This window comes from Mariniflexile litorale, assembly GCF_031128465.2.
GTDB classification, from domain to species: Bacteria; Bacteroidota; Bacteroidia; order Flavobacteriales; family Flavobacteriaceae; genus Mariniflexile; species Mariniflexile litorale.
Window position 1 is genome coordinate 2,737,703 of sequence record NZ_CP155618.1, and the last position, 26,304, is coordinate 2,764,006.

Below are 26,304 nucleotides of genomic sequence, written 5' to 3' on the forward strand. Positions count from 1 at the left end.
ACAGGAATGACAAAATAAGTATTTATGAAATGAGCATGCTAAAATAGGATCATCCCATGAAGTGATTAATAGTGAACAGCATATGTAAGTTAAAAAGTAATAAATAAAACTAATGAAAAATAAAATAGAAGCAGTTAAAACATTTCATACCGCATTTAAAATAGGGCACAGAGAAACCCCTAAAGCCGATTTAGGTACTGATAAAAATAAGTTGCGTTTTAATTTGATGAAAGAAGAAAACGAAGAATATTTAGAAGCAGCTAATAACAACGATTTAGTTGAAGTTGCCGATGCTCTTGGAGATATGCTTTATATTTTATGTGGTACTATTATAGAACACGGTATGCAATATAAAATTGAAGAAGTGTTTGAAGAGATACAACGCAGTAATATGAGTAAATTAGGTAAAGATGGACAACCTATTTATAGAGAAGATGGCAAAGTGCTAAAAGGACCTAATTATTTTAAGCCTAATATCGCTTCTATTCTAGATAAATAAAGAGTTTAAGGATTAAAAAAAGAGAAGCTATTAACTTCTCTTTTTTATTGATATTTAATCAACTTTATACCTCCATCCAAATGGATCTTGGGCTTTATTAGTTTGAATATCGGTAATGCGTTTCTTTAAAAAACTCGCAAATGTGTCTTTTAATTCTGGTAAATCGAAATCCTCATTTTGATAACCAAACCCCGAAATCGAGGAAATAACTGCTGCAGTACCTGCTCCAAACATTTCTTTTAGGCTTCCATTTTGGGCAGCTTCAACAACTTCGTGTACAGATAATTTTCTTACTTCAACATTTATTCCTTCAGATTTAGCTAATTCAATAATACTTTTTCTAGTAATACCATCTAAAATCCTATCGCTAGTTGGTCCTGTTATAAGTGTATCATTGATGCGAACAAAAATATTCATCGCACCAGCTTCTTCAATGTATTCGTGGGTAGTATCATCCGTCCAAATAACTTGTTGGTAACCTTTTTCAACCGCTAATTGTGTTGGATAAAACTGTCCTGCATAGTTACCACCAGCTTTAGCAAAACCAACACCACCATTAGCAGAACGGGAATACGTTTGTTCTATTAAAACTTTTAGTTTTCCAGAAAAATAAGCCCCAGAAGGTGCGGTACAAATAATAAATTTATATGCATTGGCTGGAGATGCATGAAACCCGTTTCCAGACGCAAAAACAAAAGGACGTATGTATAAAGAACTGCCTTCGTTTGTTGGAATCCAATCTTTATCTACTTCCAATAACGCTTTTAAACCATCCATAAAATAGTTTTCTGGCAGTTCTGGCATAGCTAAACGTTTAGACGAAATGTTTAATCGTTTGAAATTTTCTAACGGACGAAATAACCAGACATCTTTATTGGCGTCTTTATATGCTTTCATACCTTCAAAAACAGATTGTCCATAATGGAAAATCTTAGCAGAAGGGTCTAAAGTAATGGCTTGGTAAGGCACCACTTTAGGTGCTTGCCACTTGCCATCTTTAAAATTGCACTCAAGCATATGGTCTGAAAATACGCTTCCAAAAGCCAAATTATCAAAATCTACATCGTTTATTTTTGTAGTTTTCGATTTTATAATCTCGATGTCATTGATTATAGAGTTCATAATCTTGTTATTTTATGTTACAAATTTAAGTAAAAACGTTTTTAAAAAAGCGGTATATTTACAAGAAATCATTCAAAATATATATTTTATTGTATGAAGCATCTATTATTCGTAACTTTTTGTTTATTAGTGGTGTATTCATGTAAAGATAGAGACATATATAAGTCGTATGGTAAAAAGATTACTGTAGAAGAAGTTAAAGAGACGTTTAATATAATAACGCATTATAAAACCATGCAGGTTGGCGATACCGTGTATGCCAAAATGAAAGCAAAGGTGAAGGATGTTTGTCAAGCAAAAGGCTGCTGGATGACTTTAGATTTAGAAGAGGGTAACGAAGTAATGGTAAAGTTTAAAGATTATGGTTTTTTTGTACCAAAAGACATTACTGATAAAGAGGTTATTATAAATGGAAAAGCATTTGTAAGTGAAGTTTCAGTAAATAAACAACGTCATTATGCTGAGGATGCAGGAAAAACAGCTGATGAAATAGCAGAAATAATCCAACCAAAACGAACATTTTCTTTTGAAGCTGATGGCGTTTTAATACAACAATAAGTTTGGAAAGAAAAGTTGTTATAACAGCAGATGGTTCGTCAACCATTCACTTACCAGAATGGGACGAACAATACCATTCTAAACACGGTGCGATTCAAGAGGCATACCATGTGTTTATTAAGCATGGCTTGAATCACTTTTGTAGCGAACGTCATTCTAAACTTGTTTCAGGGCTTCTCCAAAATATTTCAATTCTAGAAATAGGTTTCGGTACGGGTTTAAACGCTTTTATAACCTTACTTGAAGCCGAAAAATTAGGTGTTGGTATTAATTATGTTGGTATTGAAGGCTACCCCGTTTTAAGCGATGAAATTTCACAACTCAACTATCCCGCTCAATTAAAAGCAGGAGCTAAAGAGTTACTTTTTAAAATGATGCATGAAGTTTCTTGGGAAGAAAAACATGCGGTTTCAAATAATTTTTCGCTTACCAAACAAAATCGTTTTTTTTCAGAAATTATAGATAAAAATTTATACAACCTCATTTATTTTGATGCCTTTGGTGCGCGTGTACAACCCGAACTCTGGACAGAAACCATCTTTGAAAAAATGTATGACGCTCTAAAAGAAAATGGCGTGTTAGTAACCTATGCCGCAAAAGGTAGTGTGCGTCGTGCTATGCAAGCTGTAGGTTTTAAAGTTGAAAAACTTCCTGGCCCACCAGGTAAACGTGAAATGTTACGCGCTTCCAAAAAAGTATAACATTTAGCGACTCAAATAAAAATGAGCTAAGTGCTAAGAGTGACCAGACGACCCTAAGTATTCGGTGTTAGCCAAATGTTACGTGTTATTAAATAATCTTTGTTTTTTGGAGCTTCTCAAGTATTTGCTTATTGACTATGCTTATTTATGAGATTTTTAGTTTTGCATTATCAATTATCAATTATCAATTATCAATTATCAATTATCAATTATCAATTATCAATTATCAATTATCAATTATCAATTATCAATTATCAATTATCAATTATCAATTATCAATTATCAATTATCAATTATCAATTGTTTTGTTAAACCTAATACAAAATCATAGACAATAGCTACTTCGTTTCGTAACTTTAAATAAAAAATAAAATGCGAGTTTTAATAACAGGGGCGACGGGACTTATTGGGCAAGAGATTGTAAAACTTTGTCATAAAGAAAATATTGCGGTAAATTATTTAACAACAAGTAAATCTAAATTAAACCAATCGGAGAAAACGCAAGGTTTTTATTGGAACCCCAAACAACAAGAAATTGATATGGATTGTTTTAAGGGTGTCCATGCAATCATTCATTTAGCAGGTGCTACGGTTTCAAAACGTTGGACTTCAGCTTACAAAAAAGAAATTATTTCAAGCCGAAAAGAAACAACTCAACTATTAGTTAATAGTTTAAAAACAATTGATCACACAATTAAGCAAGTTATTTCGGCAAGTGCTATTGGGGTTTACCCAGATTCTTTAATTAATTATTACGACGAAACTTTCAAAGATTTTGATAATTCATTCTTAAGTAATGTGGTACAAGTTTGGGAGCATGAAGTAGATGTTTTTTCAAGTTTAAATATTACAGTATCTAAAATTAGAATAGGTTTAGTATTATCCAATAAAGGAGGTGCGCTGAAAGAAATGATTAAACCTATTAAATATGGAGTAGGAGCAGCTTTTGGAGACGGCAAGCAATGGCAATCGTGGATACATATTAACGATTTAGCACAACTATTTCTATATGTATTAAAGCATCAATTAAAAGGTGTTTATAATGCGGTAGCACCAAATCCCGTAACAAATCAAGAACTCATAAAAACCATAGCAAATACTTTAGATAAACCGTTGTTTTTACCTAAAATACCGAGGTCTTTAATGAAACTAGTTTTGGGTGACATGTCTACTTTGTTATTTGATAGCCAGCGGGTTAGTTCTAAAAAAACAGAAAAGAAAGGTTTTTATTTTGAATACCACCATTTACAACCTGCTTTGGAGGATTTGCTTGGGTAATCATTATCCATTAGAATATGATTTTAAAGGCTTGCCAGCAAAATTTTAAATTTGGATAACGAAATCACTCAAATTAAATCAAATATTAATCCGTAAATACTATATATCACAATTTCACTAATATTCATTTGTAGTTTTTTTGATTATTTCAAGATTTTTTTCTGTCAATTCAAAATTGAAACTTAAATATTCTCGACAAAAATTTCCGTTTTTCACAGGTGATTTTTTATAATAAGCATTCATGAAAATTTCAAAATCAATTTTCTCGGATACGTCTAAATTATTTAACTCTTGATTAAGATACTTATGAAAACTATCTCTTAATTGTTGGAAGTTTGTATTTTAAATAATATCCTTTTTTATCAATTTTGGTAAATTTAAATCCCAATTTTTCTTTTAGTGTTTTATAAATTCCTAATTCAAAGAATACAATATTCTTTTTTCCGTTTTTAAGTTCATTTATTTCAGCAATTTTTATCATCATAATACACTTTAACTCCAAGATAAAATTTTATTTCAATAAATTTCATCAGGTCTTGAATAAATCTATAATTTATTTCCCATAAATTCAACAACCCAAAATCCAAATCTTAAAACATTTTAATGACATTATGACATTTTTACAATAATGGCAGTACTTTTGCCAACCAATTTAAGTATTTATATAAAATTGAAACGAGCGTCCTAAAAATAATATCGTCAAAGGAAATTATTATTAGCGAACAGCATGTGTCAATTAAAAAACAGTAAATTAAACACATGAAATACAGCAATGAGTAAAAAAGATAAAGCAAACGATATAGAAAAAGAGCAGCTTGATACTTTGCAAAGCGAAGCGGTTGAAGTTGAAGATCAGGTTGTTGAAGAACAAACGGTTGAAGAAAAACTTCAAAGTGAATTAAAACAAGAAAAAGATAAGTTTTTACGTTTATTTGCCGAGTTTGAAAATTATAAGCGCCGTACCTCAAAAGAGCGTATGGAGCTATTTTCGACGGCGAGTGAAGACGTTATGAAAACCTTATTGCCAGTTTTAGATGATTTTGAACGCGCATTAAGTCATATTGACGACGATAAAGAAGCAGAGGCTTTACGTAAAGGGGTGTTATTAATTTACAATAAATTGGTAAGCACACTAGAGCAAAAAGGGCTTAAAATAGTAGCTGTTGAAAAAGGGGAAGCATTTAATGCCGATAACCATGAAGCTATTACGCAAATACCTGCGCCAACTGCCGATTTAAAAGGAAAAGTTATAGATGTTATTGAAAAAGGTTATAAACTGGGCGAGAAGGTAATTCGTTTTCCTAAAGTAGTAATAGGACAATAAATAATAATTAAAAAAAGCCTTTTCCAAAGGAAAGGATGTAGAATAAAACATGGCTAAAAAAGATTATTACGATATATTAGGTATTAGTAAAGGTGCTAGTGCTGCCGAAATAAAGAAAGCTTACAGAAAAAAAGCAATTGAATTTCATCCCGATAAAAATCCCGATAATAAAGATGCAGAAGCTAAATTTAAAGAAGCAGCTGAAGCTTACGAGATTTTAAGTGATGAAAACAAAAAGGCACGTTACGACCAATATGGACACCAGGCATTTGAAAATGGCGGCGGTGGATATGGCGGCGGTGGCATGAATATGGACGACATATTCAGTCAATTTGGTGATATTTTTGGTGGCGGCGGCTTTGGAGGCGGTGGCTTCTCTGGTTTTGGTGGAGGCGGTGGCCAACGTCGTGTTAAAGGAAGTAATTTGCGTATTCGCGTAAAACTTACTTTAGAAGAAATTGCTAATGGTGTTGAGAAAAAAATAAAAGTAAAACGCAAAGTTCAAGCACCAGGCACTACTTATAAAACCTGTTCTACTTGTCATGGTTCAGGACAAGTTACACGTATCGCAAACACTATTTTAGGTAGAATGCAAACATCGGCACCATGTAATGTATGTGGAGGCGCTGGACAAACCATTGATAAAAAGCCTGCTGATGCCGATGCGCAAGGGTTAAAAGTTGCAGAAGAAACAGTTTCAATCAAAATACCTGCTGGTGTGGTAGATGGGATGCAACTTAAAGTATCTGGAAAAGGAAATGATGCACCAGGAAATGGTATTTCGGGTGATATTATTGTGGTTATAGAAGAAGAAGCACACGAAAAACTACAACGCGAAGGTGATAATTTACATTACGATTTGTATGTAAGTTACCCTGATGCTGTTTTAGGAACTTCACAAGAAATAGACACTGTAACAGGAAAAGTACGTATTAAAGTGGAAGCTGGTGTACAATCGGGTAAAATTTTACGCTTACGCGGAAAAGGAATACCAAGTATAAATGGTTATGGAAGGGGCGATTTGTTAGTACATGTGAATGTTTGGACTCCAAAAACCCTAAGCAAACAACAGCGCGAGTTTTTTGAAACCATGCAGAACGATGAACATTTTACACCTAAACCAGACAGTACCGACAAATCTTTTTTTGAAAAAGTAAAAGATATGTTTTCATAATATAAACGGTAAAATAAATTCAAAGTAATCGATTATTTTTTTTTAAAGTTCCTGTTTAGTTTTAAGAGTTTTTAGAAAAAAAAACATATATTTGGTTTATCACTAATTTATTTTAGTGATATTTTTCTTTTTCATAGCAATTTTTTTCCCATCCTTAATCTTTTTTAAGGGTGGGTTTTGTTTTTATAATAATTTGTAAACGGATCGCCATTGAAAGGGGCATTTGTACCTGCTAATTGCAGTATTAATTTAAAAAAAAATAAATTATTTCTAAAGCATTAAACTTCTGCTTTAACATTTAATATCTTTACACTCTACAAGTCAATTGAAAACACACATGAGTAACTTATTAGAAGTTAACCAAGTTTCTAAAAATTTTGGAGACTTTAAAGCCCTTAATAATGCATCTATTTCGGTTCCTAAAGGCAGTATTTTTGGGTTATTAGGTCCTAATGGAGCGGGGAAAACAACTTTAATACGCATTATCAATCAAATTACCATGCCAGATTCTGGTACTGTACATTTGGACGGGGCTTTGCTTAATGCGTCGCACATAAAAGATATTGGGTATTTACCCGAAGAACGCGGTTTGTATAAATCGATGAAAGTGGGTGAACAAGCATTGTATTTAGCACAATTAAAAGGGCTGAGTAAGACAGAAGCAAAAGAGCGTTTAAAGTATTGGTTCGACCGCTTAGAAATTGGTGATTGGTGGAACAAGAAAATTCAAGAATTATCAAAAGGCATGGCACAAAAAATACAGTTTGTAGTCACGGTATTGCATCAGCCAAAGTTGTTAATTTTTGATGAACCTTTTTCGGGTTTTGACCCCATTAATGCGAATTTAATTAAAGATGAAATTTTGCGTTTGCGCGAAGAAGGCGCTACGGTTATTTTTTCAACACACCGTATGGAGTCGGTTGAAGAATTGTGTGACGATATTGCTTTAATTCACAAATCGAATAAAATCTTAGACGGGAAATTAATTAATATTAAACGACAGTATAAAATAAACACATTTGAAGTTGGAGTAAAAACAGCCAATAGTGATGCTTTAAGAACAGAATTATCACAAAAATTTGATGTGTCATTAGCCAATTTTAAAACTTTGGAAGACGATTTAAAAGTAAATATCAAACTTAATGCAGGCGATTCACCAAACGATTTATTAAACTTCTTAACTTCCAAAGGCGATGTGTCTCATTTTGTAGAATTGATACCCAGTGTAAACGATATTTTTATTCAAACCGTAATGAATAGTAAATAAAATGAACCATTTACCACTTATAATAAAGCGCGAATATTTAACAAAAGTTAAAAACAAATCGTTTATAGTGATGACTATTTTGAGTCCCATTATAATGATAGCATTGATTTCGGTAGTTGCATATTTGTCACAATTAAATAATGATAAAGTTCGTGTTATTACTGTTTTGGACGAATCGGGATTTGTTAAAAATACTTTTGAAAATACCGAGCGAACAAGTTATCATGTTTTAGAAAACATGTCGCTTACTGATGCTAAAAACGTGGCTAAAGAAACAGGCTCGGTAGGATTGTTACACGTGGATAAGCCGCATTCTATTGATGATGTTTCAAGTCATATTAAGTTTTATTCAGAAGAATCCCCTTCACTTTCATTAATTTCAGATTTAGAAAGCAAATTAGAACATAAACTTACCGAAATAAAACTTCAAGAAAATGGCGTAGATGTTGCTATGATTAATGCTTCTAAAATACATGTTAATATTGCTCAAGAAAGTTTTGCTGGCGAAAAAACATCAAAAACAGATAGCGTCATGAAACTTGCTTTTGGTGGTGCTGCAGGGTATTTGCTATTTATGTTTATTATTATTTATGGCAATATGATTATGCGAAGTGTCATTGAAGAAAAAACCAGTAGAATTATTGAGGTTATTATTTCATCGGTAAAACCAATTCAATTGATGTTGGGCAAAATTATAGGAACTTCTCTGGCTGGTATTACCCAGTTTGTTATTTGGTTAATTATTGGTGGTATATTATTAAGTTTGATTTCCATGTTATTTGGTGTTAATATACAAACACCGCAGCAAGATATGATGCAACAAACTATGGCAAACCCCGAATTAAATATGCAGGTTCAAGATTTTATCAATGCGTTTTACCACTTACCTTTAACCAATTTAATTATAGCATTTATTCTATTTTTTATTGGAGGCTATTTGCTGTACAGTTCGTTCTACGCTGCCATTGGTGCCGCGGTTGATAACGAAACCGATACCCAACAATTTATGTTGCCCATAATAATGCCATTAATTTTGGCAGTTTATATTGGTTTTTTCACTGTCATAGAAGATCCTCATGGAGCCGTGTCCACCATATTCTCGTTTATACCATTAACATCGCCAGTAGTTATGCTTATGCGTATTCCGTTTGGAGTGCCTTTATGGCAACAATTGGTGTCGTTATTGATATTAATTGCTACCTTTATGTTTACTGTATGGTTTGCAGCTAAAATTTACCGCGTTGGTATTTTAATGTATGGTAAAAAGCCGACTTACAAAGAGTTGATAAAATGGATTAAATATTAAGCATGTATCAAGAATTAGAAAAGGTTGAAAAGGCTGTAGAAAAGAATTCCATTTGGAGGGAAATAAAAGCTTTCCTTAATCAACATGCCGATTTTACTCAAGACATTAGCATTTCTGTAAAAGATGTGTTGATTATTATTACTGTTATTTTCGTTACAACCTTAGTTTTAAGATTTGTTTTAAAAATAATAACAAGAAAACTTCCAGACGATGATAAAGGCAAGTTTAATGTAGTATTTGGTTATTTTAGATGGCTTATATATATTCTTATTTTACTTATAACGCTGAATGGTGTTGGTGTAAATGTAACCGCAGTTTTTGCTGCATCGGCAGCATTAATGATTGGGATTGGTTTAGCATTACAAACACTGTTTCAAGATATTATTTCTGGAGTGTTTATTTTGGTAGATCAAACCGTACATGTAGGTGATATTATAGAAATAGATGGTAAAATAGGAAGGGTTGAAGAAATTAAATTAAGAACCACAAGAGCTGTAACTATTGATAATAAAGTGTTGATAATTCCTAACCATTTGTATTTAGAAAACAGTTTATACAATTGGACCCAAAATGGGTCGGATACTAGAGAGAGTGTAGAGGTTGGAGTTGCATATGGAAGTGATGTACAATTAGTGAAAAAATTGTTAATTCAAGCGGCAGTTTCAAATAAAGACGTTTTATACAAAGATGATATTGCGGTACGGTTTACAAATTTTGGAGATAGCTCATTAGATTTTAAGGTTGTTTTTACTATTAGCGACAGCTTTAATGCCAATGCGATAAAAAGTGAAGTGAGATTTGAAATAGATAAGTTGTTTAGAGAAAATAACATTAGCATCCCATTTCCGCAACGCGATATTCATATTATTCAAAGACCAGATCAAAGTGTGAGTCTTAGATTAAACCCATCTGAACTTAATAGTAATTTAGGGAAAGATTAAAATAATTACAAAAAGAAAAATTAAAATTCTCGAATTTAGATGTCTTTTGACTTTCATCTATCTTCCTAAAATCTAAAAAAATGCCAAAAATATTAATTATAGAAGACGAAGCTGCCATAAGACGCGTACTTGTAAAAATTCTTTCGGAAGAAAATGAATCGTATGAAGTAGAAGAGGCCGAAGATGGATTAGCGGGTTTAGAGAAAATAAAAAATGATGATTTCGATTTAATTCTTTGCGATATCAAAATGCCAAAATTGGACGGGGTTGAAGTTTTAGAAGGCACTAAGAAGATTAAACCAGAAATACCTATTGTTATGATCTCTGGTCATGGCGATTTGGATACAGCAGTAAATACTATGCGATTAGGAGCCTTTGATTACATATCAAAACCACCTGATTTAAATAGGTTACTTAACACGGTTCGTAATGCTTTAGATAGAAAAGAACTGGTTGTTGAAAATAAGTTGCTTAAAAAGAAAGTTAGTAAAAATTTTGAAATGATTGGTGAAAGTGCTGCCATTTCTCATATAAAAGATATTATAGAAAAAGTAGCACAAACCGATGCGCGGGTGCTTATTACAGGACCAAATGGTACAGGAAAAGAGTTGGTAGCTCATTGGTTACACCAAAAAAGTGAACGTGCTAACGGACCAATGATAGAAGTGAATTGTGCAGCTATACCAAGTGAATTGATAGAGAGTGAGCTTTTTGGGCATGTGAAAGGTGCTTTTACAAGTGCCGTAAAAGATAGAGCTGGTAAATTTGAAGCAGCTAACAGTGGTACTATTTTTTTAGATGAAATTGGCGACATGAGCTTACCTGCACAAGCCAAAGTGCTACGAGCTTTACAAGAAAGCCGTATACAGCGTGTGGGTAGCGATAAAGATATAAAAGTAAATGTTCGTGTGGTTGCGGCTACCAACAAAGACTTGAAAAAAGAAATTGCAGAAGGTAGGTTTCGTGAAGATTTATATCACCGATTAGCTGTTATTTTAATACAAGTTCCAGCACTAAACGATAGACGTGATGATATTCCGTTATTAGTGAATCATTTTACAGAAAAAATTGCAGGAGAGCAGGGAACAGCTGTAAAAGCGTTTTCAGATAAAGCTGTAAAATTACTTCAAGATTATGAATGGACAGGTAATATTCGTGAACTGCGTAATGTTGTTGAGCGTTTAATTATTTTGGGAGGAACCGAAGTAAGCGAGCAGGATGTGAAAATGTTTGCTAGTAAATAGAAAAAATAAACCCTTTAAATCATATTTAAAGGGTTTGTTTTTTGTAAACTTCTTATTTGCATAGGTTTAACTGAGACAAATAACTTGAAGCTAGTGTTTTTAGGTTATTAATATAATAAATACGTATGTCTTCCATACTTTTAGAATCGGTGTCTTCTAGACTCTCTACATCTTTTATAGATTCGCCGTTACAATTACAACTTTTTAATGTTTCATTATAGGTTTTAATATTAGAAGATATGGCACTTTTGTAATTAAGTATCAATGTTTCTTTTTTAAGTTGTAATTCTTTTTCTTTTTGTTCAGCTAGTTTTATTTTTATTTCATCAGCTTTTAGTTTTAAGGCTTCTTGTTGCTCTTTTAATTTTAGCTGTTCTTTTTCTAAATCGCCAAGTGCTTGAGAGTTTGTGGTGCTTTCAGTACTAGTAACTGTTGTGCATTTTTCAATGGCAATGACACTTTCTTTACTAATATCTCTACCTTGTTTTACAAAAAAGCGACCATCTTCATAAGTCTTAGCAGCTTCAACTTTCGCTAATAAAATCATAGCTTTATCTGCAAGTGCTATAGCGGTTTCACAACCACAAATAGTTAATGGTTCTTTTGAAAGTTTTAACGATTCAACTGATCTTTTTGCATTATATTTTAAATGGCTAATATTATTAGCATCATAAGATGATTTCACATGCGAATAAGCACTGACAAGATAATAGTTGGCATCGTCACATTCTGTTTGTCCGTTGACAGATAACGAAGCAATTAAAATTAAAAATAAGTAAAGTTTTTTCATATATATTGGGGTTAATGCATAAATACGTGGTGCTAAAGTATCAAAAACATTAAACATTGCTGTGTAGTTCGTCGAAATTATGGTATTTACTATATTTATAGAATATTAGTTGCTAAACAAAACTTTACACATGAAAGATAAAATAATTGAGAAATATAAAGTAACATCATCAGTATCATTAAAAGATAGTGAAACAAAAGTTGTTATAAATAAGGCAGATAAAAAACTTAAAGAGGTACGGAAAGATTTAGGCAAACTCCAAGACACCATGTATGCTCATGGTAAATATGCGGTATTAGTTTGTTTACAGGGTATGGATACATCTGGTAAAGATAGTTTAATACGGGAAGTTTTTAAGGAGTTTAATGCAAGAGGAGTGGTGGTGCATAGTTTTAAAGTGCCTACAGAATTAGAATTAAATCATGATTATTTATGGAGACATTATATAGCCCTTCCCGCTCGTGGAAAATTTGGTGTTTTTAATAGAACGCATTATGAAAATGTATTAGTAACACGCGTACACCCTGAATATGTTTTAGGTGAAAACATTCCAACAGTAAATACTGTAGATAATATCAACGACGCTTTTTGGGATACCCGTTTTGAACAAATAAATAATTTTGAAAAGCATATTACAGAAAATGGTACCATTATTTTCAAATTCTTTTTACATCTTTCAAAAGAAGAACAAAAATACAGGTTGCTTCGTCGTTTAGATAAACAAGAGAAAAATTGGAAATTTTCTCCAGGCGATTTAAAAGAACGAAAACTGTGGGATAACTACCAATCTTGCTATGAAGATGCTATTAACAGAACATCAAAACCACATGCACCTTGGTACACCATTCCTGCAGATGATAAAGATTCTGCTCGTTACATGGTAGCTAAAATTATGTATGATACATTAGCTAAATACACCGATATCCAAGAACCTGAGTTAGATGATAAAATAAAAGCAAATATGTCATTATATAAAAAGGAGTTAGAAAGTGAATAAACTTTATAGCTTTATTAAGTTTTTTATGATTTCTTTTGGAGGCTTCACCTTTAATTAAACTTATTTTTAGCCTAAAATTAAATAACGTTATGATAAGAACTATTACAGTATTATGCTGTTTTTTTATTTCAATAGGGTTAAATGCCCAAAGTGATGAGGCTGTTTTAAAAAAAATATACAGTACATCTTTAACCAATGGTAAAAGTTACGATTGGTTGAATCATTTATCAAACCAAATAGGGAGTCGTTTATCGGGTTCTTTAGGAGCCGAAAGAGCCGTGGCATATACCAAAGAGGAACTTGAAACTCTAGGTATAGATAAAGTTTGGTTACAACCTGTTATGGTGCCAAAATGGGTTCGGGGTGCTAAAGAATATGCTTATTTAGAAACGGAACCGGGTAAAACCAATACGATAAATATTTGCGCATTAGGTGGCTCGGTAGCGACCCCATCACTAGGAATAAAAGCACATATCGTTGAAGTTAAAAATTTTGAAGAATTAGAAGCTTTAGGAAAAACGAATATTGAAGGTAAAATAGTGTTTTACAACCGACCTATGCAAACCGATTTAATCAGTACTTTTGATGCATATGGAGGCTGTGTAAATCAACGTTATCAAGGAGCTATAGAAGCTTCAAAGTATGGTGCCATAGCTGTTATTGTGAGGTCAATGAATTTGCGTTTAGACGATTTACCTCATACAGGAAGTATGACTTACAACGATTTGCCTGTTGAAAAACGTATTCCAGCGGCGGCCATAAGTACCAATGATGCCGAAATTTTAAGTACCATGTTACTACTTGATAAAAATATAAAACTCTACTTTAAACAAAATTGTAAACAATTAGCCGATGTGCAATCCTATAATGTTATTGGAGAGATAACCGGAAGTGAGTTTCCTGAAGAGTATATGGTTGTTGGAGGTCATTTAGATTCTTGGGATTTGGGTGATGGGTCTCATGATGATGGAGCTGGTGTAGTACAATCTATGGATGTATTAAGATTGCTAAAGAAATCTGGTATAAAACCGAAACGTAGTATTCGAGTGGTATTATTTATGAATGAAGAAAATGGATTACGTGGCGGAAACAAATACGCTGAAGAAGCCAAACAAAAAAAGGAAAAGCATGTATTTGCTTTAGAAAGTGATGCAGGAGGCTTTTCACCTCGTGGGTTTAGTTTTGATTGTAGCGATGCTAATTTTAATCAAGTATTAAGCTGGGAACCATTATTTAAACCCTATTTAATTCATTATTTTGAAAAAGGTGGAAGTGGTGCCGATGTGGGGCCTCTTAAAACAGAAAAAAATGTTTTAGCTGGTTTAAGACCAGATTCTCAACGTTATTTTGATTACCATCACGCCAGTAACGATACTTTTGACGCCGTTAATAAACGCGAGTTAGAATTAGGTGCTGCAACCATGACAGCTTTGGTATATTTATTTGATAAATACGGAGTGAAAAACAATTAACAATTAAAATGAACAGTCGTAACACTTAACACCTAATTAAATGAAACAATTTGTATGTGTCTTTATTTTAGTAAGTTCTATAGTTGCAATGGCACAAACAAAAGATGTATTGCCTTATTATGAAATACCCGAATATGATGAAGTATATACTGCAAATTCAGTTGCTGCTAGAATGATTGATGGTTTGGGGTTTCGATATTATTGGGCCACCGAAGGTTTACGTGATGAAGATTTAAACTATAAACCAAATGAATCGGGACGAGCAACATCAGACATTGTTGAGCATATTTATGGATTGTCTAAATTTATTAGAAACAGTATTCTAAATAGTAATAAAAACACAAGTAAGATTGAGCTTATATTTGAGGAAAAACGAAAACAAACATTGATGAATTTTAAAGCGGTTTCAGATATCTTGAGAAATACAGAAACTCCTTTTCAGCTAGAAGCTGCGGAAGTGCCCTTCTGGAATATTATTAATGGTCCTGTTTCAGATGCTTTGTGGCATTGCGGACAAGTAGTGTTATTAAGGCGCGCTTCAGGAAACCCGTTTAGTTCTAAAGTGAATCTGTTTAGTGGAAAAGTTAAAAAGTAATTTCTATTATTAGAAGTGGATTTTTATTTTAAATTGTCTTCTTTTTTCTTTTTTGATTTAGAATATACCATGAAAAAATTTACTAAAATCATTAAAAAAATGATAGTTAATATGGTTTTCACAATGTAATTATCTAAAATATCTAAAAGTCCAGATATAAAAACCCCAATCACTACTACACCGCAAAGTATTAATGATTGTCTGTCACTTAACATTTAACATGGTTTAATTTTAAATTCCTGTATAATTACTAGGTGTAATACGTTTTAATTCGTCTTTTATTGTGTTAGACACCTCTAAGGTATCAATAAAATTGGAAATGGAGTCTTTATTTATTTTTTCATTAGTGCGTGTCAACCCTTTTAAAGCTTCATAAGGGTTTGGGTAAGCCTCTCTACGTAATATGGTTTGAATCGCTTCGGCAACAACTGCCCAATTGTTTTCTAAATCTTCAGCAAATTTAGATTCATTTAGCAATAATTTACCCAATCCTTTTAAAGTAGATTTAAAACCAATCAATGTATGTCCAAAAGGAACACCAACATTTCTTAAAACAGTACTATCAGTTAAATCGCGTTGTAGTCTCGAAACAGGCAACTTAGAAGAAAGGTATTCAAAAATAGCATTAGCAATACCTAAATTACCTTCACTATTTTCAAAATCAATAGGGTTTACTTTGTGTGGCATGGCGCTACTACCAACTTCACCTGCTTTAATTCTTTGCTTGAAATAATCCATTGACACGTAGGTCCAAATATCTCGGTTTAAATCAATTATAATGGTGTTAATACGTTTCAAGTTATCAAATAAAGCAGCCATATGGTCGTAATGCTCTATTTGAGTTGTTGGAAACGAATGTTGCAATCCTAATTTTTCTTGAACAAATTTGCTTCCAAAGGCTTTCCAATCAATATTTGGGTAGGCAACATGATGTGCGTTAAAATTTCCAGTAGCACCACCAAATTTAGCCGCACTAGGTATGTCGTTAAGTAAATTAAATTGCTCTTGCAATCTAACCACAAATACCTCAATTTCTTTCCCAAGTCGTGTAGGAGATGCTGGCTGTCCGTGGGTTCTTGCTAACATAGATATAGCAGCCCAATCTTTGGATAATGATTTAAGCTTGTTTAAAATAATGCTGTATTCCGGTACGTATACATCATTCATAGCTTCCTTAATACTCAAAGGAATAGCAGTATTGTTTATGTCTTGTGAAGTTAATCCAAAGTGAATAAACTCTTTAAACTGCGATAAGCCTAAGACATCAAATTTTTCTTTTATAAAATACTCAACCGCTTTAACATCGTGGTTTGTAACACTTTCAATCTTTTTTATGGCTAGTGCATCATCACTAGTAAAGTTTTTGTAAATAGCTCTTAAATTATCAAAAACACTTGTCTTCACGTCTTTAAGTTGCGGTAAGGGAATTTCACATAACGCAATAAAATATTCTATCTCTACAAGAACACGGTATTTTATTAAAGCTTCTTCTGAGAAAAAAGGGGCTAATTCGTTTACTTTACTTCTATATCTTCCATCAATTGGTGAGATGGCATTTAGTGGGGATAATGACATGTATTGTTTGGTTTTTTTTGAAGTTGCAAAGATATGAATTTGATTGTTGAATGACGATTAACTATTAATGATTTTTGAAGTTTCGTTAATTAAATATTTTATATAAAATATTGATAATAAATATTATAAGTTAATTACTACTTATTTAATTTTTTTAGAATGCGTTTTGCACGTACTTTATAACCAGCACTTTGCATTTGAAAATCTTGTTCTAAAATTTGAGTTAATTGTGGATGCACCCATGAATAGTTTTTTCCTAAAATAAATAATGTGTCCATGGCATACGCCTTAGCTGCAATTTTTTGGTCGCTTATCATCCAATCAAAGCAAACCTCAATAATTTGTTCTTTATGTTTTGGTTTCAATGTTTTTTTTAAAGTATTGGGGTGTTTAGAGTCATATTCTTGAGCAATAAAACAGCAAACCTTCGCTACGGGACGCACTGCAGAATCTAAATAAACGTTTTTAATTTGGTTACAAAAAACATCCAAATAAGGTACTATAGCATAGATATAATGGTCGCATACAAATTCAAAAACCCAAGCAGCGCGACAGGATATTTTATCATCTACCCTAAACATAATGTCAATTAGTTTAGGTAATAAACTTATATCGTTTAAAACCATATGGGCGTATTTTAGTCGGTTTTTCCGTGAAGCATCTACATAATTTAATTCGTCATAAAATTCTTCTAAACTCATATTTTAATTTACTATTTTTAAACTCTTAATAAAATCGACATGAAAATAATAAAAAAGATCTTCTTATTCTTGCTAATTATACTAGTTATTGCGCAATTTTTTGGGCCAGAAAAAAATGAAGGTGATTTAGCGTCTATTGATGCTTTTTTAGCTGAGACAAATCCCCCAGAAGATGTAAAACTTATTTTAAAAGAAACTTGTTACGATTGTCATAGTGATGTAACTAGATACCCTTGGTATAATAAGATTACACCAGTGAATTATTGGCTAAATCATCATGTTAAGGATGGAAAAAAACATTTTAATTTTTCAAATTGGGAAGGGAATTCGATAAAACGTAAAGATCATAAATTCGAAGAGTTGATTGAAATGGTAGAAGATAAAGAAATGCCATTAGAATCGTATACCTGGACACACTCTGAAGCGAAACTTACCGATGCACAAATTGCATCAGTCATTGATTGGGCAAAAAAAGTGCGTTTTACTTACAGTTTGATGCCTAAACCAGAGTAACTCTAAAATCCCGAGAAAAATTTTAAGCGGTATTTGGAATTTGTTTTTTAAACATTATTGTTTCAAACTTTTATGAAGAAAAAAATATTAGTCATTGGTTTTGTATGGCCAGAACCCAAAAGTTCTGCGGCAGGAAGCAGAATGATGCAATTGATTTATTTTTTTCAATCACAAAATTATCAAATTACATTTGCGAGTCCTTGTGCCAAAAGTGATAATGCATTCGATTTAACAACGCTAGGAGTCCATCAAGTTACGATAGAACTTAATAACGTCAGCTTTGATGCTTTTGTAAAAGAACTGAATCCAAATATTGTATTGTTCGACCGTTTTATGATGGAAGAACAATTTGGATGGCGCGTTGCAGAACAATGTCCTGATGCTTTACGAATTTTAGATACAGAAGATTTACATAGTTTACGAAAAGGAAGACATCAAGCATTTAAAGATGGAAAACCTTTTGATACGTCATATTTATTCAATGATATGGCAAATAGAGAAATAGCCAGTATATATAGAAGTGATTTAAGTTTGATTATTTCAGAAGCTGAAATGAATATTCTTAAAAATGATTTTAAAGTTCCTGACGATTTATTGATTTATTTACCATTTATGTTGGATGGTGTTTCAGAAGAAAATATACCTCAATTTCCAAAATTTGAAGACAGAAACCATTTTATAACTATTGGGAATTTTCTGCATGAACCCAATTACAATTCGGTGTTGTATTTAAAAGAAACCATTTGGCCATTAATAAGGAAGCAATTAACTAATGCCGAATTACACATTTATGGCGCATATGCTTCTCAAAAAATAACTCAGCTTCATAACCAAAAAGAAGGTTTTTTAACAAAAGGATTTGCTAAGGATGCAAATGAAGTGATGCAGCAAGCCAAAGTATGTTTAGCACCCATTCGGTTTGGAGCAGGTTTAAAAGGGAAGTTGGTAGATGCCATGCAAAACGGTACCCCTTGCGTTATAACAAGCGTTGGGGCAGAAGGTATGTTTGGAGATTTGGATGCTAATGGATTTGTTGAAGATGCTCCTGAAGATTTTGTAAACAAAGCCGTTCGACTATATCAAGATGGAAAGCTTTGGAAAGAAAAACAATTAAATGGATTTCAAATAATAAACAATCGTTTCAATAAAGTAGAATTTCAACAAAAATTAGCTTCCATTGTTGCTGAAACAACTCAACAACTTCACAACAAACGTCTTAACAACTTTACAGGGCATATGCTTCAACATCATGCGCTACAAAGCACCAAGTTTATGAGTAAATGGATTGAGGAAAAAAACACCTCTGCTGGTAAAATTTAACTACCTATATTCTGGGTTTTCAAAATTCCAACGTTTACCATTATCCCATGCTTCTCTTGAGTTTCCATACGCTGAATAACCTCCATATTGTTTTATCATAGTAGCGAGATGTAAAAGATTGTAAGTCATGAAAGTGGTGTTTCTGTTGGTGAAGGCACTGTTTTTAGCATCGCTTTCTTCATCTAAATAACTGGGTCCTGGACCTACTTCTCCAATCCAACCACAATCTGCTTGTGGAGGAATAGAATAACCCACATGTTGCATAGCATATAGCATACCCATGGCACAATGTTTTATGCCATCTTCATTTCCTGTAATAACACAGCCAGCCACTTTATCATAAAACAAATATTGACCTTTGTTGTTTGTCTTTCCACTCATAGCGTATATACGTTCGATAAACTTTTGTGCAACAGATGATTTTTCACCTAACCAAATAGGGGTGCCTAAAATTAATATATCGGCATCAAAAATACGTTTAAAAAGCGTTGGCCATTCGTCGGTTTTTGCACCATATTCTGTCATGTCTGGATAAACACCATAAGCGACAACATGATCGACAAAACGGATTTCGTCAACCGAGACACCTTCTTTTTTCATGATGTTCGTCGAAACATCCATTAAGCCTTTGGTATTACTTTTTTCTGGAGATTTTTTAAGGGTACAGTTTACGTAAATTGCTTTTAAATTGGAGAAATTAGGTTTTTGCATCGCTTTGAAATTTAGATCAGTCATGGAAAAATATGACTTGTTTCTCTACAAGTTAAAACAAATAATTGGGCTAGAAGAATTGATAAACTATTAATTAGCGGTTTCAATTGATAGCGTTAAAACTTTTTCTATTTGAAGCAAAGCCAGATCTATAACACGATTATTTGACTGGATTTTTTGGTGCAAAATGGAAAGTTCGGTACACGCAATTAATATATGTGTTTGTTTTGAATAGTGATTAATAAGGGTTTTATATTTTTCAATATCTTGAAATGTTTCTGTACGATTATAAATTTTTTGTCTTAAAGTGTCAAAGGCTTCTATATCTTCAGCCTTTGGAATATAGGTTTGGATGTATTCTTCTTTAAGTTGTGCAGAAATATAGCTTCCTTCCATGGAATATTTAGATCCAATGATAGTCACATTTTCTATCTCATTATTTTTAATAAAATCAATGACTAATTTTATAGGATGTAGGATAGGATGTTTTAATTGAGCGCTGTCATAAGTTTGATGCAAAGTAATGTTTGGAATGATGCAGTGGTTTATAGGAAATGTAAATAAGTGATTCAAATACAGGGTTAGTTGTGGAACTAATACATCAAACCTATCAGGTAAAAACGGATTGATGGTATTAAAATCAATATTATAAAGTAGGCAGGGGAAGGTGTGGTAATTACCCAATTGTTTTTGATACCTGGTGTTTAGCTCTTCTATATAAAATAAGGTGCTTCTGCTACCCAGACCTAAAATGGCAATTTGTGGGTTTTCAGGGTTCAATGGTTTGATTTATTTAAGATGTAATCTGCAAAGTAATTTTTTGAATCTGTTAATTTGTCTTTTACATTCAAATCGGTGTGTTCTAAAATATGTTCTAAAATGCTGTCGTTATATTTTCTTGATATTTCGGTATGAATAGTTTCATTTTTATAAAAATTAAAAGTCATATCAAGTACTTTAATTCTAACAGTTTGGTCTATTTTGCTTACTAAAAAACTTTCGGCAATACCTTCTTCTTCGTTATATTTGGGGGAATGAGTAAAGGCGTTTAAATCAAAATCAGCGTCCAATTCTCTGTTCATACGCGCTAATATATTCAAATTGAATTGTTTTGTGATGCCTTGTTCATCATTATAAGCAGGTAGCACGATGTCTTCAGATTTTATCAAGTCGATACCCAATACAATTTTGTCGTTTTTATGTAACGTGTTACTAAGTTTAAGCATGAATTTTCTAGCTTGATCATCGTTTAAATTTCCAATATTAGAACCTAAAAAGAGTATGACTTTTGGTTTTGGCAACGTTTTAATATCCTCCAGCACATGAAAATAATCACCTTGTTTTGTTTCTATAGACAGATGCGGTAGTTCTTCATTTAAGGATGTTTCTAAATTGTTTAAAGCATTTTGTGAAATATCCACGGGGATGAACGTAAACTGATAATTTTCCCGATCTAAATACTTTAAAAGTTCTTTGGTTTTCATGCCATCGCCTGCGCCTAATTCAATAAGATCAAAATCAGTGTTTTTATTGATATCCAATCCATGCACCAATGCTTCGGTTTTATTCTTGAAAATATCATATTCTGAATTGGTTAAATAATATTCAGGCATGTTCATGATTTTGACAAACAAAGCATCTCCTTTTTTATCATAAAAATATTTAGAAGATAAAAATTTTGGATGGCTACTGAGTCCTTTAAGAACATCCATTTTGAATAGTGAGTTAAAAGTTTTTGACTCACTATTTATTGTTTTTTTTACGGAAGTTTCAATATTATTTATCATAAGTTATTTAGCTAATCGAATGCCAGAAAATTGCCAGCGTGTATTCGGTTGAAAAAAATTGCGATAGGTATTTCTGCTGTGGTTTTTTGAAGTAGCGGTTGATGCACCACGCAATACCATTTGGTTGCTCATAAATTTCCCATTATATTCTCCTATGGCACCTTCTGCTATTTTAAATTGGGGATAGGGCAAATAAGCTGAATTTGTCCATTCCCAACGCTCTCCCCATACCAATTGTTTAGAGGCAACTTCCCATTCAAATTCTGTGGGAAGTCTGCAGCCAGCCCATTGCGCAAATGCAAATGCTTCGTAATAAGATATGTGGGTTATGGAATGGTCTGGATCAACAGGTTGAAGACCTGAAAGCGTATAATGATGCCATAAACTTTCTTTTTGTTTCCAATAAAGGGGTGTTTTAATTTTTTGGTTTTGGATCCAATCCCAACCTTCATCTAGCCAATAGTCTGGGTTGTTATAACCGTCATCATTCATAAAGTCAATATATTCGGCATTGGTAACCAGGCTTTTTGAAATTTCAAAGGATTCTAAAAATACGCGATGCCTTCCCAGTTCATTGTCAAAACAAAAACCATCTCCTTTATAACCTATTTGAAAAATACCTTCTTCTACTGATAGCCAGCCAGCATCCGGAGAGGTATTATCAATTAAATTTCTGTTCCAAAATTTAGGATAGGTAGGATTATGGGAAAAGGTATATTTTAAATCAGTCAAAATCAATTCTTGATGTTGCTGTTCATGATTGATTCCTAAAATAGTTAGCTTCCATAGATTCTCAGACGTTTCTTGTTTAAGTAATTCAGACATATGAGCATCAACGTGGGCTCGGTATTCAAAAATAGTTTGATGATTGGGGCGGGTTATTAAGCCCCTGTTTTCACGTTTCAGGCGTTCGCCCAAACTGTTGTAATAACTATTGAATAAATAACCATAAGAATCATCGAACACTTTATAGTTGGGAAGAAATTCTTTTAAAATCATTTCTTCAAAAAACCAAGTTGTATGCGCTATGTGCCATTTTGGAGGACTCGAAAATACTGCCGATTGAGGGGTATAATCTTCTGGCTGTAAATGTTTACAGAGTTGCTCGGTATAGTGGCGTGTATCTAAATAGTGCTCAAGAATCGTCATATAGTAACAAATATACCAATGATTTATTCAGATGTGCCAATGATTAATGGTTCAATTTTAATCAGTTTGGATAAAATTTTAACTCAATTAAATTTCCGTATTACTATGTTTAAAATTATAGCACTTAAATATTTTAATTGGATACAGGAAGTGTAAATGACTATTTGCTAATTATACGAAAACATTATTTCTCGTTTATACTAGCTTGAATGTTTCAGGGAATGATGGCAAGAATGTAATATCAGGCTATGTAAATATTAATTTTATAAGTAAATTTATAAAAGAAAAGAATATGACAGATTAAATACTAGCTTGCGATAGTCAACCACTCAAAACTTGAAATTTGTATTCCAAAAGTACAATCATCTTGACAGCCATTTGGGATATGATAACAGTTTTTTATAAGATTATTGTCATCAACATTAAATGTAATGCTGTTTGAATCTGCATCAACAGATAAATACTTGCTCAAACAGGTGTCATAAAGCGCATCAATTATAACCGCTGCTGCTCCCGAATCATGGCTGTTTAAAGTTTTTATATTTTCAGTGTACGATTCAAAAACCACTCTATTTTCATATCCAACATAGTTATTATTGTCATCATAGATTGAATAGGCTTCATAAATTCTTGAAGTAACAGTGCCATTAATAACTGTTATTGTGGTATTGCTACCAAACCCAAAAACAGAACCAGAAGTTATAGTATATTTATAAGAATTTCCATGAGTTTCTTTTAAGGTATTCCAAGCGCTTAAACTCGATTTATAGGCCGCAATACTTTTCGTTTTTGAAGAATCGTTTGTGTCGCAACTTAAATTAAGGGCAAAAAAAAAGGTAATAAAAATTAATAGAATCAGTTTCTGTTTCATGTTAGTTTTTATTACCTAGATGTGAAAAGTGCGAAAAGGTTGCGTTGAAGTTTTAATTAAGCTTCTACTTCGCTTTTCTTGATTTTTCTATAAGTAAACGAATTGAAAATATTTCGTTTTGCAAAACGTGTCATCTTATCAGATTGACAAAGTTTAATATATAAAGCTTTATTCACGCCAAAAAACTCGTAAGTATTGCCATCTAAAAAAGTAACTTCTAAAAGTAACCCTTTATGTTGCCAATCAATGATAGCATAATTGATAGTTTCATTGTACTCATCTAAATTAGCAGCTTTAGTTTCTGGTGCAATGCTTACTAAAAAATGGTAGCCATCAATAATTTTTCTACTCATTAATTCAGCTTCAATAGCTTTTTCATCACCAGCTTGAAACTTATCAGGATGCCACTCTTTTACTAAATTTCTATAAGTGGTTTTTAATTGTTTAAGTGTCATGTCATTTTCAACACTAAACATTTTTTTATATTCGTTAATACGTTTCATTATAAGCTTTTTTTTGAAATAAGGCGCGAAGATACTCTTTTTTAAGATACTAGGTATCAGATAAAATACAAAAGATAGTAAGATTAAAATGAATATTATTTTGTGGTGCCTAAAATCTCATGTCTGATATCTAAAATCTAACTTCTTTTCATAGCTTTGCCACTTTAAAAAAATAACTATGATTTCAGTTGATAATTTAGCGGTAGAATTTGGCGGAACTGCCTTATTTAGTGATGTGTCTTTCACCATAAATGAAAATGATAAAATTGCCCTTATGGGGAAAAATGGTGCAGGAAAATCAACTATGATGAAGATTGTTGCTGGCGAACAAAAAGCCAGTCGCGGGCATGTGCGTTACCCAAAAGATGCGGTAATTGCTTATTTGCCTCAGCATTTATTAACTGAAGACGATTGTACGGTTTTTGAAGAAGCCTCTAAGGCTTTTAAGCATGTTTTTGAAATGCGTGACGAGATGGAGCATCTTAATAAAGAGTTGGAAACTAGAACGGATTATGAATCGGATGATTATATGAAAATCATTGAAAAGGTATCCGATTTGGGTGAAAAATATTATGCATTAGAAGATGTAAATTATGATGCAGAGGTTGAAAAAGCCTTATCTGGTTTAGGTTTTAAACGCGACGATTTTACCAGATTAACCAGTGAATTTAGTGGTGGTTACCGAATGCGTATTGAGTTGGCTAAAATTTTATTACAAAAACCCGACTTAATTTTATTGGATGAGCCTACCAACCATATCGATATCGAATCGGTCATTTGGTTGGAAGATTTTTTATTGAACAAAGCCAAAGCGGTTATGGTGATATCTCACGATAAAGCGTTTATTGATAATATTACAAATCGAACCATAGAAGTAACCATGGGTCGTATTTACGATTATAAAGCCAACTATTCGCACTATTTACAATTGCGTGAAGACAGGCGTGCTCACCAAGTGAAAGCTTACCAAGAGCAACAAAAATATATTGCTGATAATATGGCGTTTATTGAACGTTTTAAAGGTACTTATTCTAAAACCAATCAAGTAACCTCTCGTGAGCGTATGCTTGAAAAATTAGAAATTATTGAAATTGATGAGGTTGATACTTCCGCTTTAAAACTACGCTTTCCACCAGCACCACGTTCGGGCGATTATCCTGTAACGGTGAAAGATTTATCTAAATCTTATGATGGTCATGTGGTGTTTAAAAATGCAAATATGTCTATTTCTCGTGGAGAAAAAGTATCGTTTGTAGGTAGAAATGGTGAAGGAAAATCGACGATGATTAAATCTATTTTAGGTGAAATTGATTTTGAAGGCGCGTGTGCTTTAGGGTATAATGTTAAGGTTGGGTATTTTGCTCAAAATCAAGCTTCGTTGTTAGATGAGAATTTAACTATTTTCCAAACAGTTGATGAAGTTGCTGAAGGCGATGTGCGTACTCAAATAAAAAGTATTTTAGGTGGTTTTATGTTTAAGGGTGACGATATCGATAAAAGAGTAAGTGTGCTTTCTGGAGGTGAAAAAACCCGATTGGCTATGGTGAAATTACTTTTAGAGCCAGTGAATTTGTTGATTCTAGACGAACCTACCAATCATTTAGATTTAAAATCGAAAGATGTACTAAAGGAAGCTTTAAAGAATTTTGATGGTACTTTAATTTTAGTTTCACACGACCGTGATTTTTTACAAGGTCTTTCTCAAAAAGTATTCGAATTTAAAGACCAACGGGTTATTGAACACTTTGAAACCATTGATGATTTCTTAGTTAGAAACCGTATTGAAAACTTAAAACAGATTAATTTAAAGAAGTAAATAGTTTATTTTTAGCATGTTAATTGTTTTTATAATTTAATTCCTATTAATTCTATAGTATTAATAGGAATTAAATTATATTTGCCTAAA

Annotated in this window: 28 protein-coding genes; 16 read left to right on the plus strand and 12 right to left on the minus strand. The window is 32.5% G+C overall.

Annotated elements, in window-relative coordinates:
• Nucleotides 1-112 precede the first annotated feature (112 nt).
• The gene (locus QLS71_RS11305; RefSeq protein ID WP_308993072.1) at nucleotides 113-499 is read left to right on the plus strand and encodes a nucleoside triphosphate pyrophosphohydrolase family protein; all 387 of its coding nucleotides are present in this window, start codon (nucleotides 113-115) and stop codon (nucleotides 497-499) included.
• A gap of 54 nt (nucleotides 500-553) precedes the next feature.
• Here the strand turns inward: QLS71_RS11305 and QLS71_RS11310 are convergent, their stop codons facing one another.
• Complete coding sequence (locus QLS71_RS11310) at nucleotides 554-1,621, minus strand: branched-chain amino acid aminotransferase (RefSeq protein ID WP_308993073.1); 1,068 nt, start codon at nucleotides 1,619-1,621, stop codon at nucleotides 554-556.
• 93 nt (nucleotides 1,622-1,714) lie between these two features.
• On the opposite strand from QLS71_RS11310, the gene QLS71_RS11315 reads away from it, so the two are divergent.
• From QLS71_RS11315 to QLS71_RS11325, 3 genes are all read left to right on the plus strand, one after another.
• Nucleotides 1,715-2,179, plus strand: a complete 465-nt coding sequence (locus QLS71_RS11315; RefSeq protein ID WP_308993074.1) for a DUF4920 domain-containing protein — start codon at nucleotides 1,715-1,717, stop codon at nucleotides 2,177-2,179.
• Nucleotides 2,180-2,181: 2 nt separating this feature from the next.
• Complete coding sequence (gene mnmD / locus QLS71_RS11320) at nucleotides 2,182-2,880, plus strand: tRNA (5-methylaminomethyl-2-thiouridine)(34)-methyltransferase MnmD (protein ID WP_308993075.1); 699 nt, start codon at nucleotides 2,182-2,184, stop codon at nucleotides 2,878-2,880.
• Nucleotides 2,881-3,252: 372 nt separating this feature from the next.
• Nucleotides 3,253-4,158 (plus strand): TIGR01777 family oxidoreductase, encoded by a 906-nt coding sequence (locus tag QLS71_RS11325; protein ID WP_308993368.1) that lies wholly within the window; start codon nucleotides 3,253-3,255, stop codon nucleotides 4,156-4,158.
• Nucleotides 4,159-4,471: 313 nt separating this feature from the next.
• Here QLS71_RS11325 and QLS71_RS11330 read toward each other — a convergent pair whose 3' ends face one another.
• Entirely contained in the window at nucleotides 4,472-4,642 is a 171-nt protein-coding gene (locus QLS71_RS11330) for a hypothetical protein (protein WP_308993369.1), read from the minus strand.
• A 288-nt stretch (nucleotides 4,643-4,930) separates the two neighbouring features.
• Here QLS71_RS11330 and QLS71_RS11335 point away from each other — a divergent pair, with 288 nt between their 5' ends.
• The 6 genes from QLS71_RS11335 to QLS71_RS11360 all read left to right on the plus strand — a co-directional run bounded on the left by QLS71_RS11335 (nucleotide 4,931) and on the right by QLS71_RS11360 (nucleotide 11,414).
• Nucleotides 4,931-5,482 carry a nucleotide exchange factor GrpE gene (locus QLS71_RS11335; protein ID WP_308993370.1) on the plus strand — a complete coding sequence of 184 codons (552 nt, stop codon included), beginning with the start codon at nucleotides 4,931-4,933 and terminating at the stop codon, nucleotides 5,480-5,482.
• A 49-nt stretch (nucleotides 5,483-5,531) separates the two neighbouring features.
• Nucleotides 5,532-6,656, plus strand: a complete 1,125-nt coding sequence (gene dnaJ / locus QLS71_RS11340) for a molecular chaperone DnaJ (RefSeq protein ID WP_308993371.1) — start codon at nucleotides 5,532-5,534, stop codon at nucleotides 6,654-6,656.
• A gap of 337 nt (nucleotides 6,657-6,993) precedes the next feature.
• Complete coding sequence (locus QLS71_RS11345; RefSeq protein ID WP_308993372.1) at nucleotides 6,994-7,923, plus strand: ABC transporter ATP-binding protein; 930 nt, start codon at nucleotides 6,994-6,996, stop codon at nucleotides 7,921-7,923.
• Nucleotide 7,924: 1 nt separating this feature from the next.
• Entirely contained in the window at nucleotides 7,925-9,229 is a 1,305-nt protein-coding gene (locus QLS71_RS11350; RefSeq protein WP_308993373.1) for an ABC transporter permease, read from the plus strand.
• Nucleotides 9,230-9,231: 2 nt separating this feature from the next.
• Nucleotides 9,232-10,170, plus strand: coding sequence for a mechanosensitive ion channel domain-containing protein (locus QLS71_RS11355; RefSeq protein ID WP_308993374.1), 939 nt, complete (start codon nucleotides 9,232-9,234; stop codon nucleotides 10,168-10,170).
• Nucleotides 10,171-10,250: 80 nt separating this feature from the next.
• Nucleotides 10,251-11,414 (plus strand): sigma-54 dependent transcriptional regulator, encoded by a 1,164-nt coding sequence (locus tag QLS71_RS11360; protein ID WP_308993375.1) that lies wholly within the window; start codon nucleotides 10,251-10,253, stop codon nucleotides 11,412-11,414.
• Nucleotides 11,415-11,466: 52 nt separating this feature from the next.
• On the opposite strand, the gene QLS71_RS11365 is transcribed toward QLS71_RS11360, so the two are convergent.
• A complete protein-coding gene (locus tag QLS71_RS11365; protein WP_308993376.1) occupies nucleotides 11,467-12,204 on the minus strand; it encodes a hypothetical protein in 738 nt (245 codons plus the stop codon).
• A 130-nt stretch (nucleotides 12,205-12,334) separates the two neighbouring features.
• On the opposite strand from QLS71_RS11365, the gene QLS71_RS11370 reads away from it, so the two are divergent.
• From QLS71_RS11370 to QLS71_RS11380, 3 genes are all read left to right on the plus strand, one after another.
• Nucleotides 12,335-13,201: a PPK2 family polyphosphate kinase gene (locus QLS71_RS11370; protein ID WP_308993377.1), complete on the plus strand. Its 867-nt coding sequence runs from the start codon at nucleotides 12,335-12,337 to the stop codon at nucleotides 13,199-13,201.
• Nucleotides 13,202-13,290: 89 nt separating this feature from the next.
• Nucleotides 13,291-14,673, plus strand: coding sequence for a M20/M25/M40 family metallo-hydrolase (locus QLS71_RS11375; protein WP_308993378.1), 1,383 nt, complete (start codon nucleotides 13,291-13,293; stop codon nucleotides 14,671-14,673).
• Between the two features lie 40 nt (nucleotides 14,674-14,713).
• A complete protein-coding gene (locus QLS71_RS11380) occupies nucleotides 14,714-15,268 on the plus strand; it encodes a hypothetical protein (protein ID WP_308993379.1) in 555 nt (184 codons plus the stop codon).
• 23 nt (nucleotides 15,269-15,291) lie between these two features.
• On the opposite strand, the gene QLS71_RS11385 is transcribed toward QLS71_RS11380, so the two are convergent.
• From QLS71_RS11385 to QLS71_RS11395, 3 genes are all read right to left on the minus strand, one after another.
• Entirely contained in the window at nucleotides 15,292-15,483 is a 192-nt protein-coding gene (locus QLS71_RS11385; RefSeq protein WP_308993380.1) for a hypothetical protein, read from the minus strand.
• 16 nt (nucleotides 15,484-15,499) lie between these two features.
• Nucleotides 15,500-16,843, minus strand: coding sequence for an adenylosuccinate lyase (purB, locus tag QLS71_RS11390; protein WP_308993381.1), 1,344 nt, complete (start codon nucleotides 16,841-16,843; stop codon nucleotides 15,500-15,502).
• A gap of 137 nt (nucleotides 16,844-16,980) precedes the next feature.
• Nucleotides 16,981-17,544 (minus strand): adenylosuccinate lyase, encoded by a 564-nt coding sequence (locus QLS71_RS11395; RefSeq protein ID WP_308993382.1) that lies wholly within the window; start codon nucleotides 17,542-17,544, stop codon nucleotides 16,981-16,983.
• Between the two features lie 39 nt (nucleotides 17,545-17,583).
• Between QLS71_RS11395 and QLS71_RS11400 the strand changes: the two genes are divergently transcribed.
• Complete coding sequence (locus tag QLS71_RS11400; protein ID WP_308993383.1) at nucleotides 17,584-18,057, plus strand: heme-binding domain-containing protein; 474 nt, start codon at nucleotides 17,584-17,586, stop codon at nucleotides 18,055-18,057.
• Nucleotides 18,058-18,129: 72 nt separating this feature from the next.
• Nucleotides 18,130-19,377: a glycosyltransferase gene (locus QLS71_RS11405; protein WP_308993384.1), complete on the plus strand. Its 1,248-nt coding sequence runs from the start codon at nucleotides 18,130-18,132 to the stop codon at nucleotides 19,375-19,377.
• Here the strand turns inward: QLS71_RS11405 and QLS71_RS11410 are convergent, their stop codons facing one another.
• The 6 genes from QLS71_RS11410 to QLS71_RS11435 form a co-directional block, all read right to left on the minus strand.
• The gene (locus QLS71_RS11410; protein WP_308993385.1) at nucleotides 19,378-20,088 is read right to left on the minus strand and encodes an NAD(P)H-dependent oxidoreductase; all 711 of its coding nucleotides are present in this window, start codon (nucleotides 20,086-20,088) and stop codon (nucleotides 19,378-19,380) included.
• Between the two features lie 90 nt (nucleotides 20,089-20,178).
• Nucleotides 20,179-20,868: an aspartate/glutamate racemase family protein gene (locus tag QLS71_RS11415; RefSeq protein WP_308993386.1), complete on the minus strand. Its 690-nt coding sequence runs from the start codon at nucleotides 20,866-20,868 to the stop codon at nucleotides 20,179-20,181.
• Nucleotides 20,865-21,875: an L-histidine N(alpha)-methyltransferase gene (locus tag QLS71_RS11420; protein ID WP_308993387.1), complete on the minus strand. Its 1,011-nt coding sequence runs from the start codon at nucleotides 21,873-21,875 to the stop codon at nucleotides 20,865-20,867. The genes QLS71_RS11415 and QLS71_RS11420 overlap by 4 nt, the downstream gene beginning before the upstream one ends.
• A gap of 3 nt (nucleotides 21,876-21,878) precedes the next feature.
• A complete protein-coding gene (gene egtB / locus QLS71_RS11425) occupies nucleotides 21,879-23,024 on the minus strand; it encodes an ergothioneine biosynthesis protein EgtB (RefSeq protein WP_308993388.1) in 1,146 nt (381 codons plus the stop codon).
• 307 nt (nucleotides 23,025-23,331) lie between these two features.
• Nucleotides 23,332-23,895, minus strand: a complete 564-nt coding sequence (locus QLS71_RS11430; RefSeq protein WP_308993389.1) for a hypothetical protein — start codon at nucleotides 23,893-23,895, stop codon at nucleotides 23,332-23,334.
• A 56-nt stretch (nucleotides 23,896-23,951) separates the two neighbouring features.
• Complete coding sequence (locus QLS71_RS11435) at nucleotides 23,952-24,398, minus strand: KTSC domain-containing protein (RefSeq protein WP_308993390.1); 447 nt, start codon at nucleotides 24,396-24,398, stop codon at nucleotides 23,952-23,954.
• 178 nt (nucleotides 24,399-24,576) lie between these two features.
• Here QLS71_RS11435 and QLS71_RS11440 point away from each other — a divergent pair, with 178 nt between their 5' ends.
• Nucleotides 24,577-26,214 carry an ABC-F family ATP-binding cassette domain-containing protein gene (locus QLS71_RS11440; protein WP_308993391.1) on the plus strand — a complete coding sequence of 546 codons (1,638 nt, stop codon included), beginning with the start codon at nucleotides 24,577-24,579 and terminating at the stop codon, nucleotides 26,212-26,214.
• Nucleotides 26,215-26,304 lie beyond the last annotated feature (90 nt).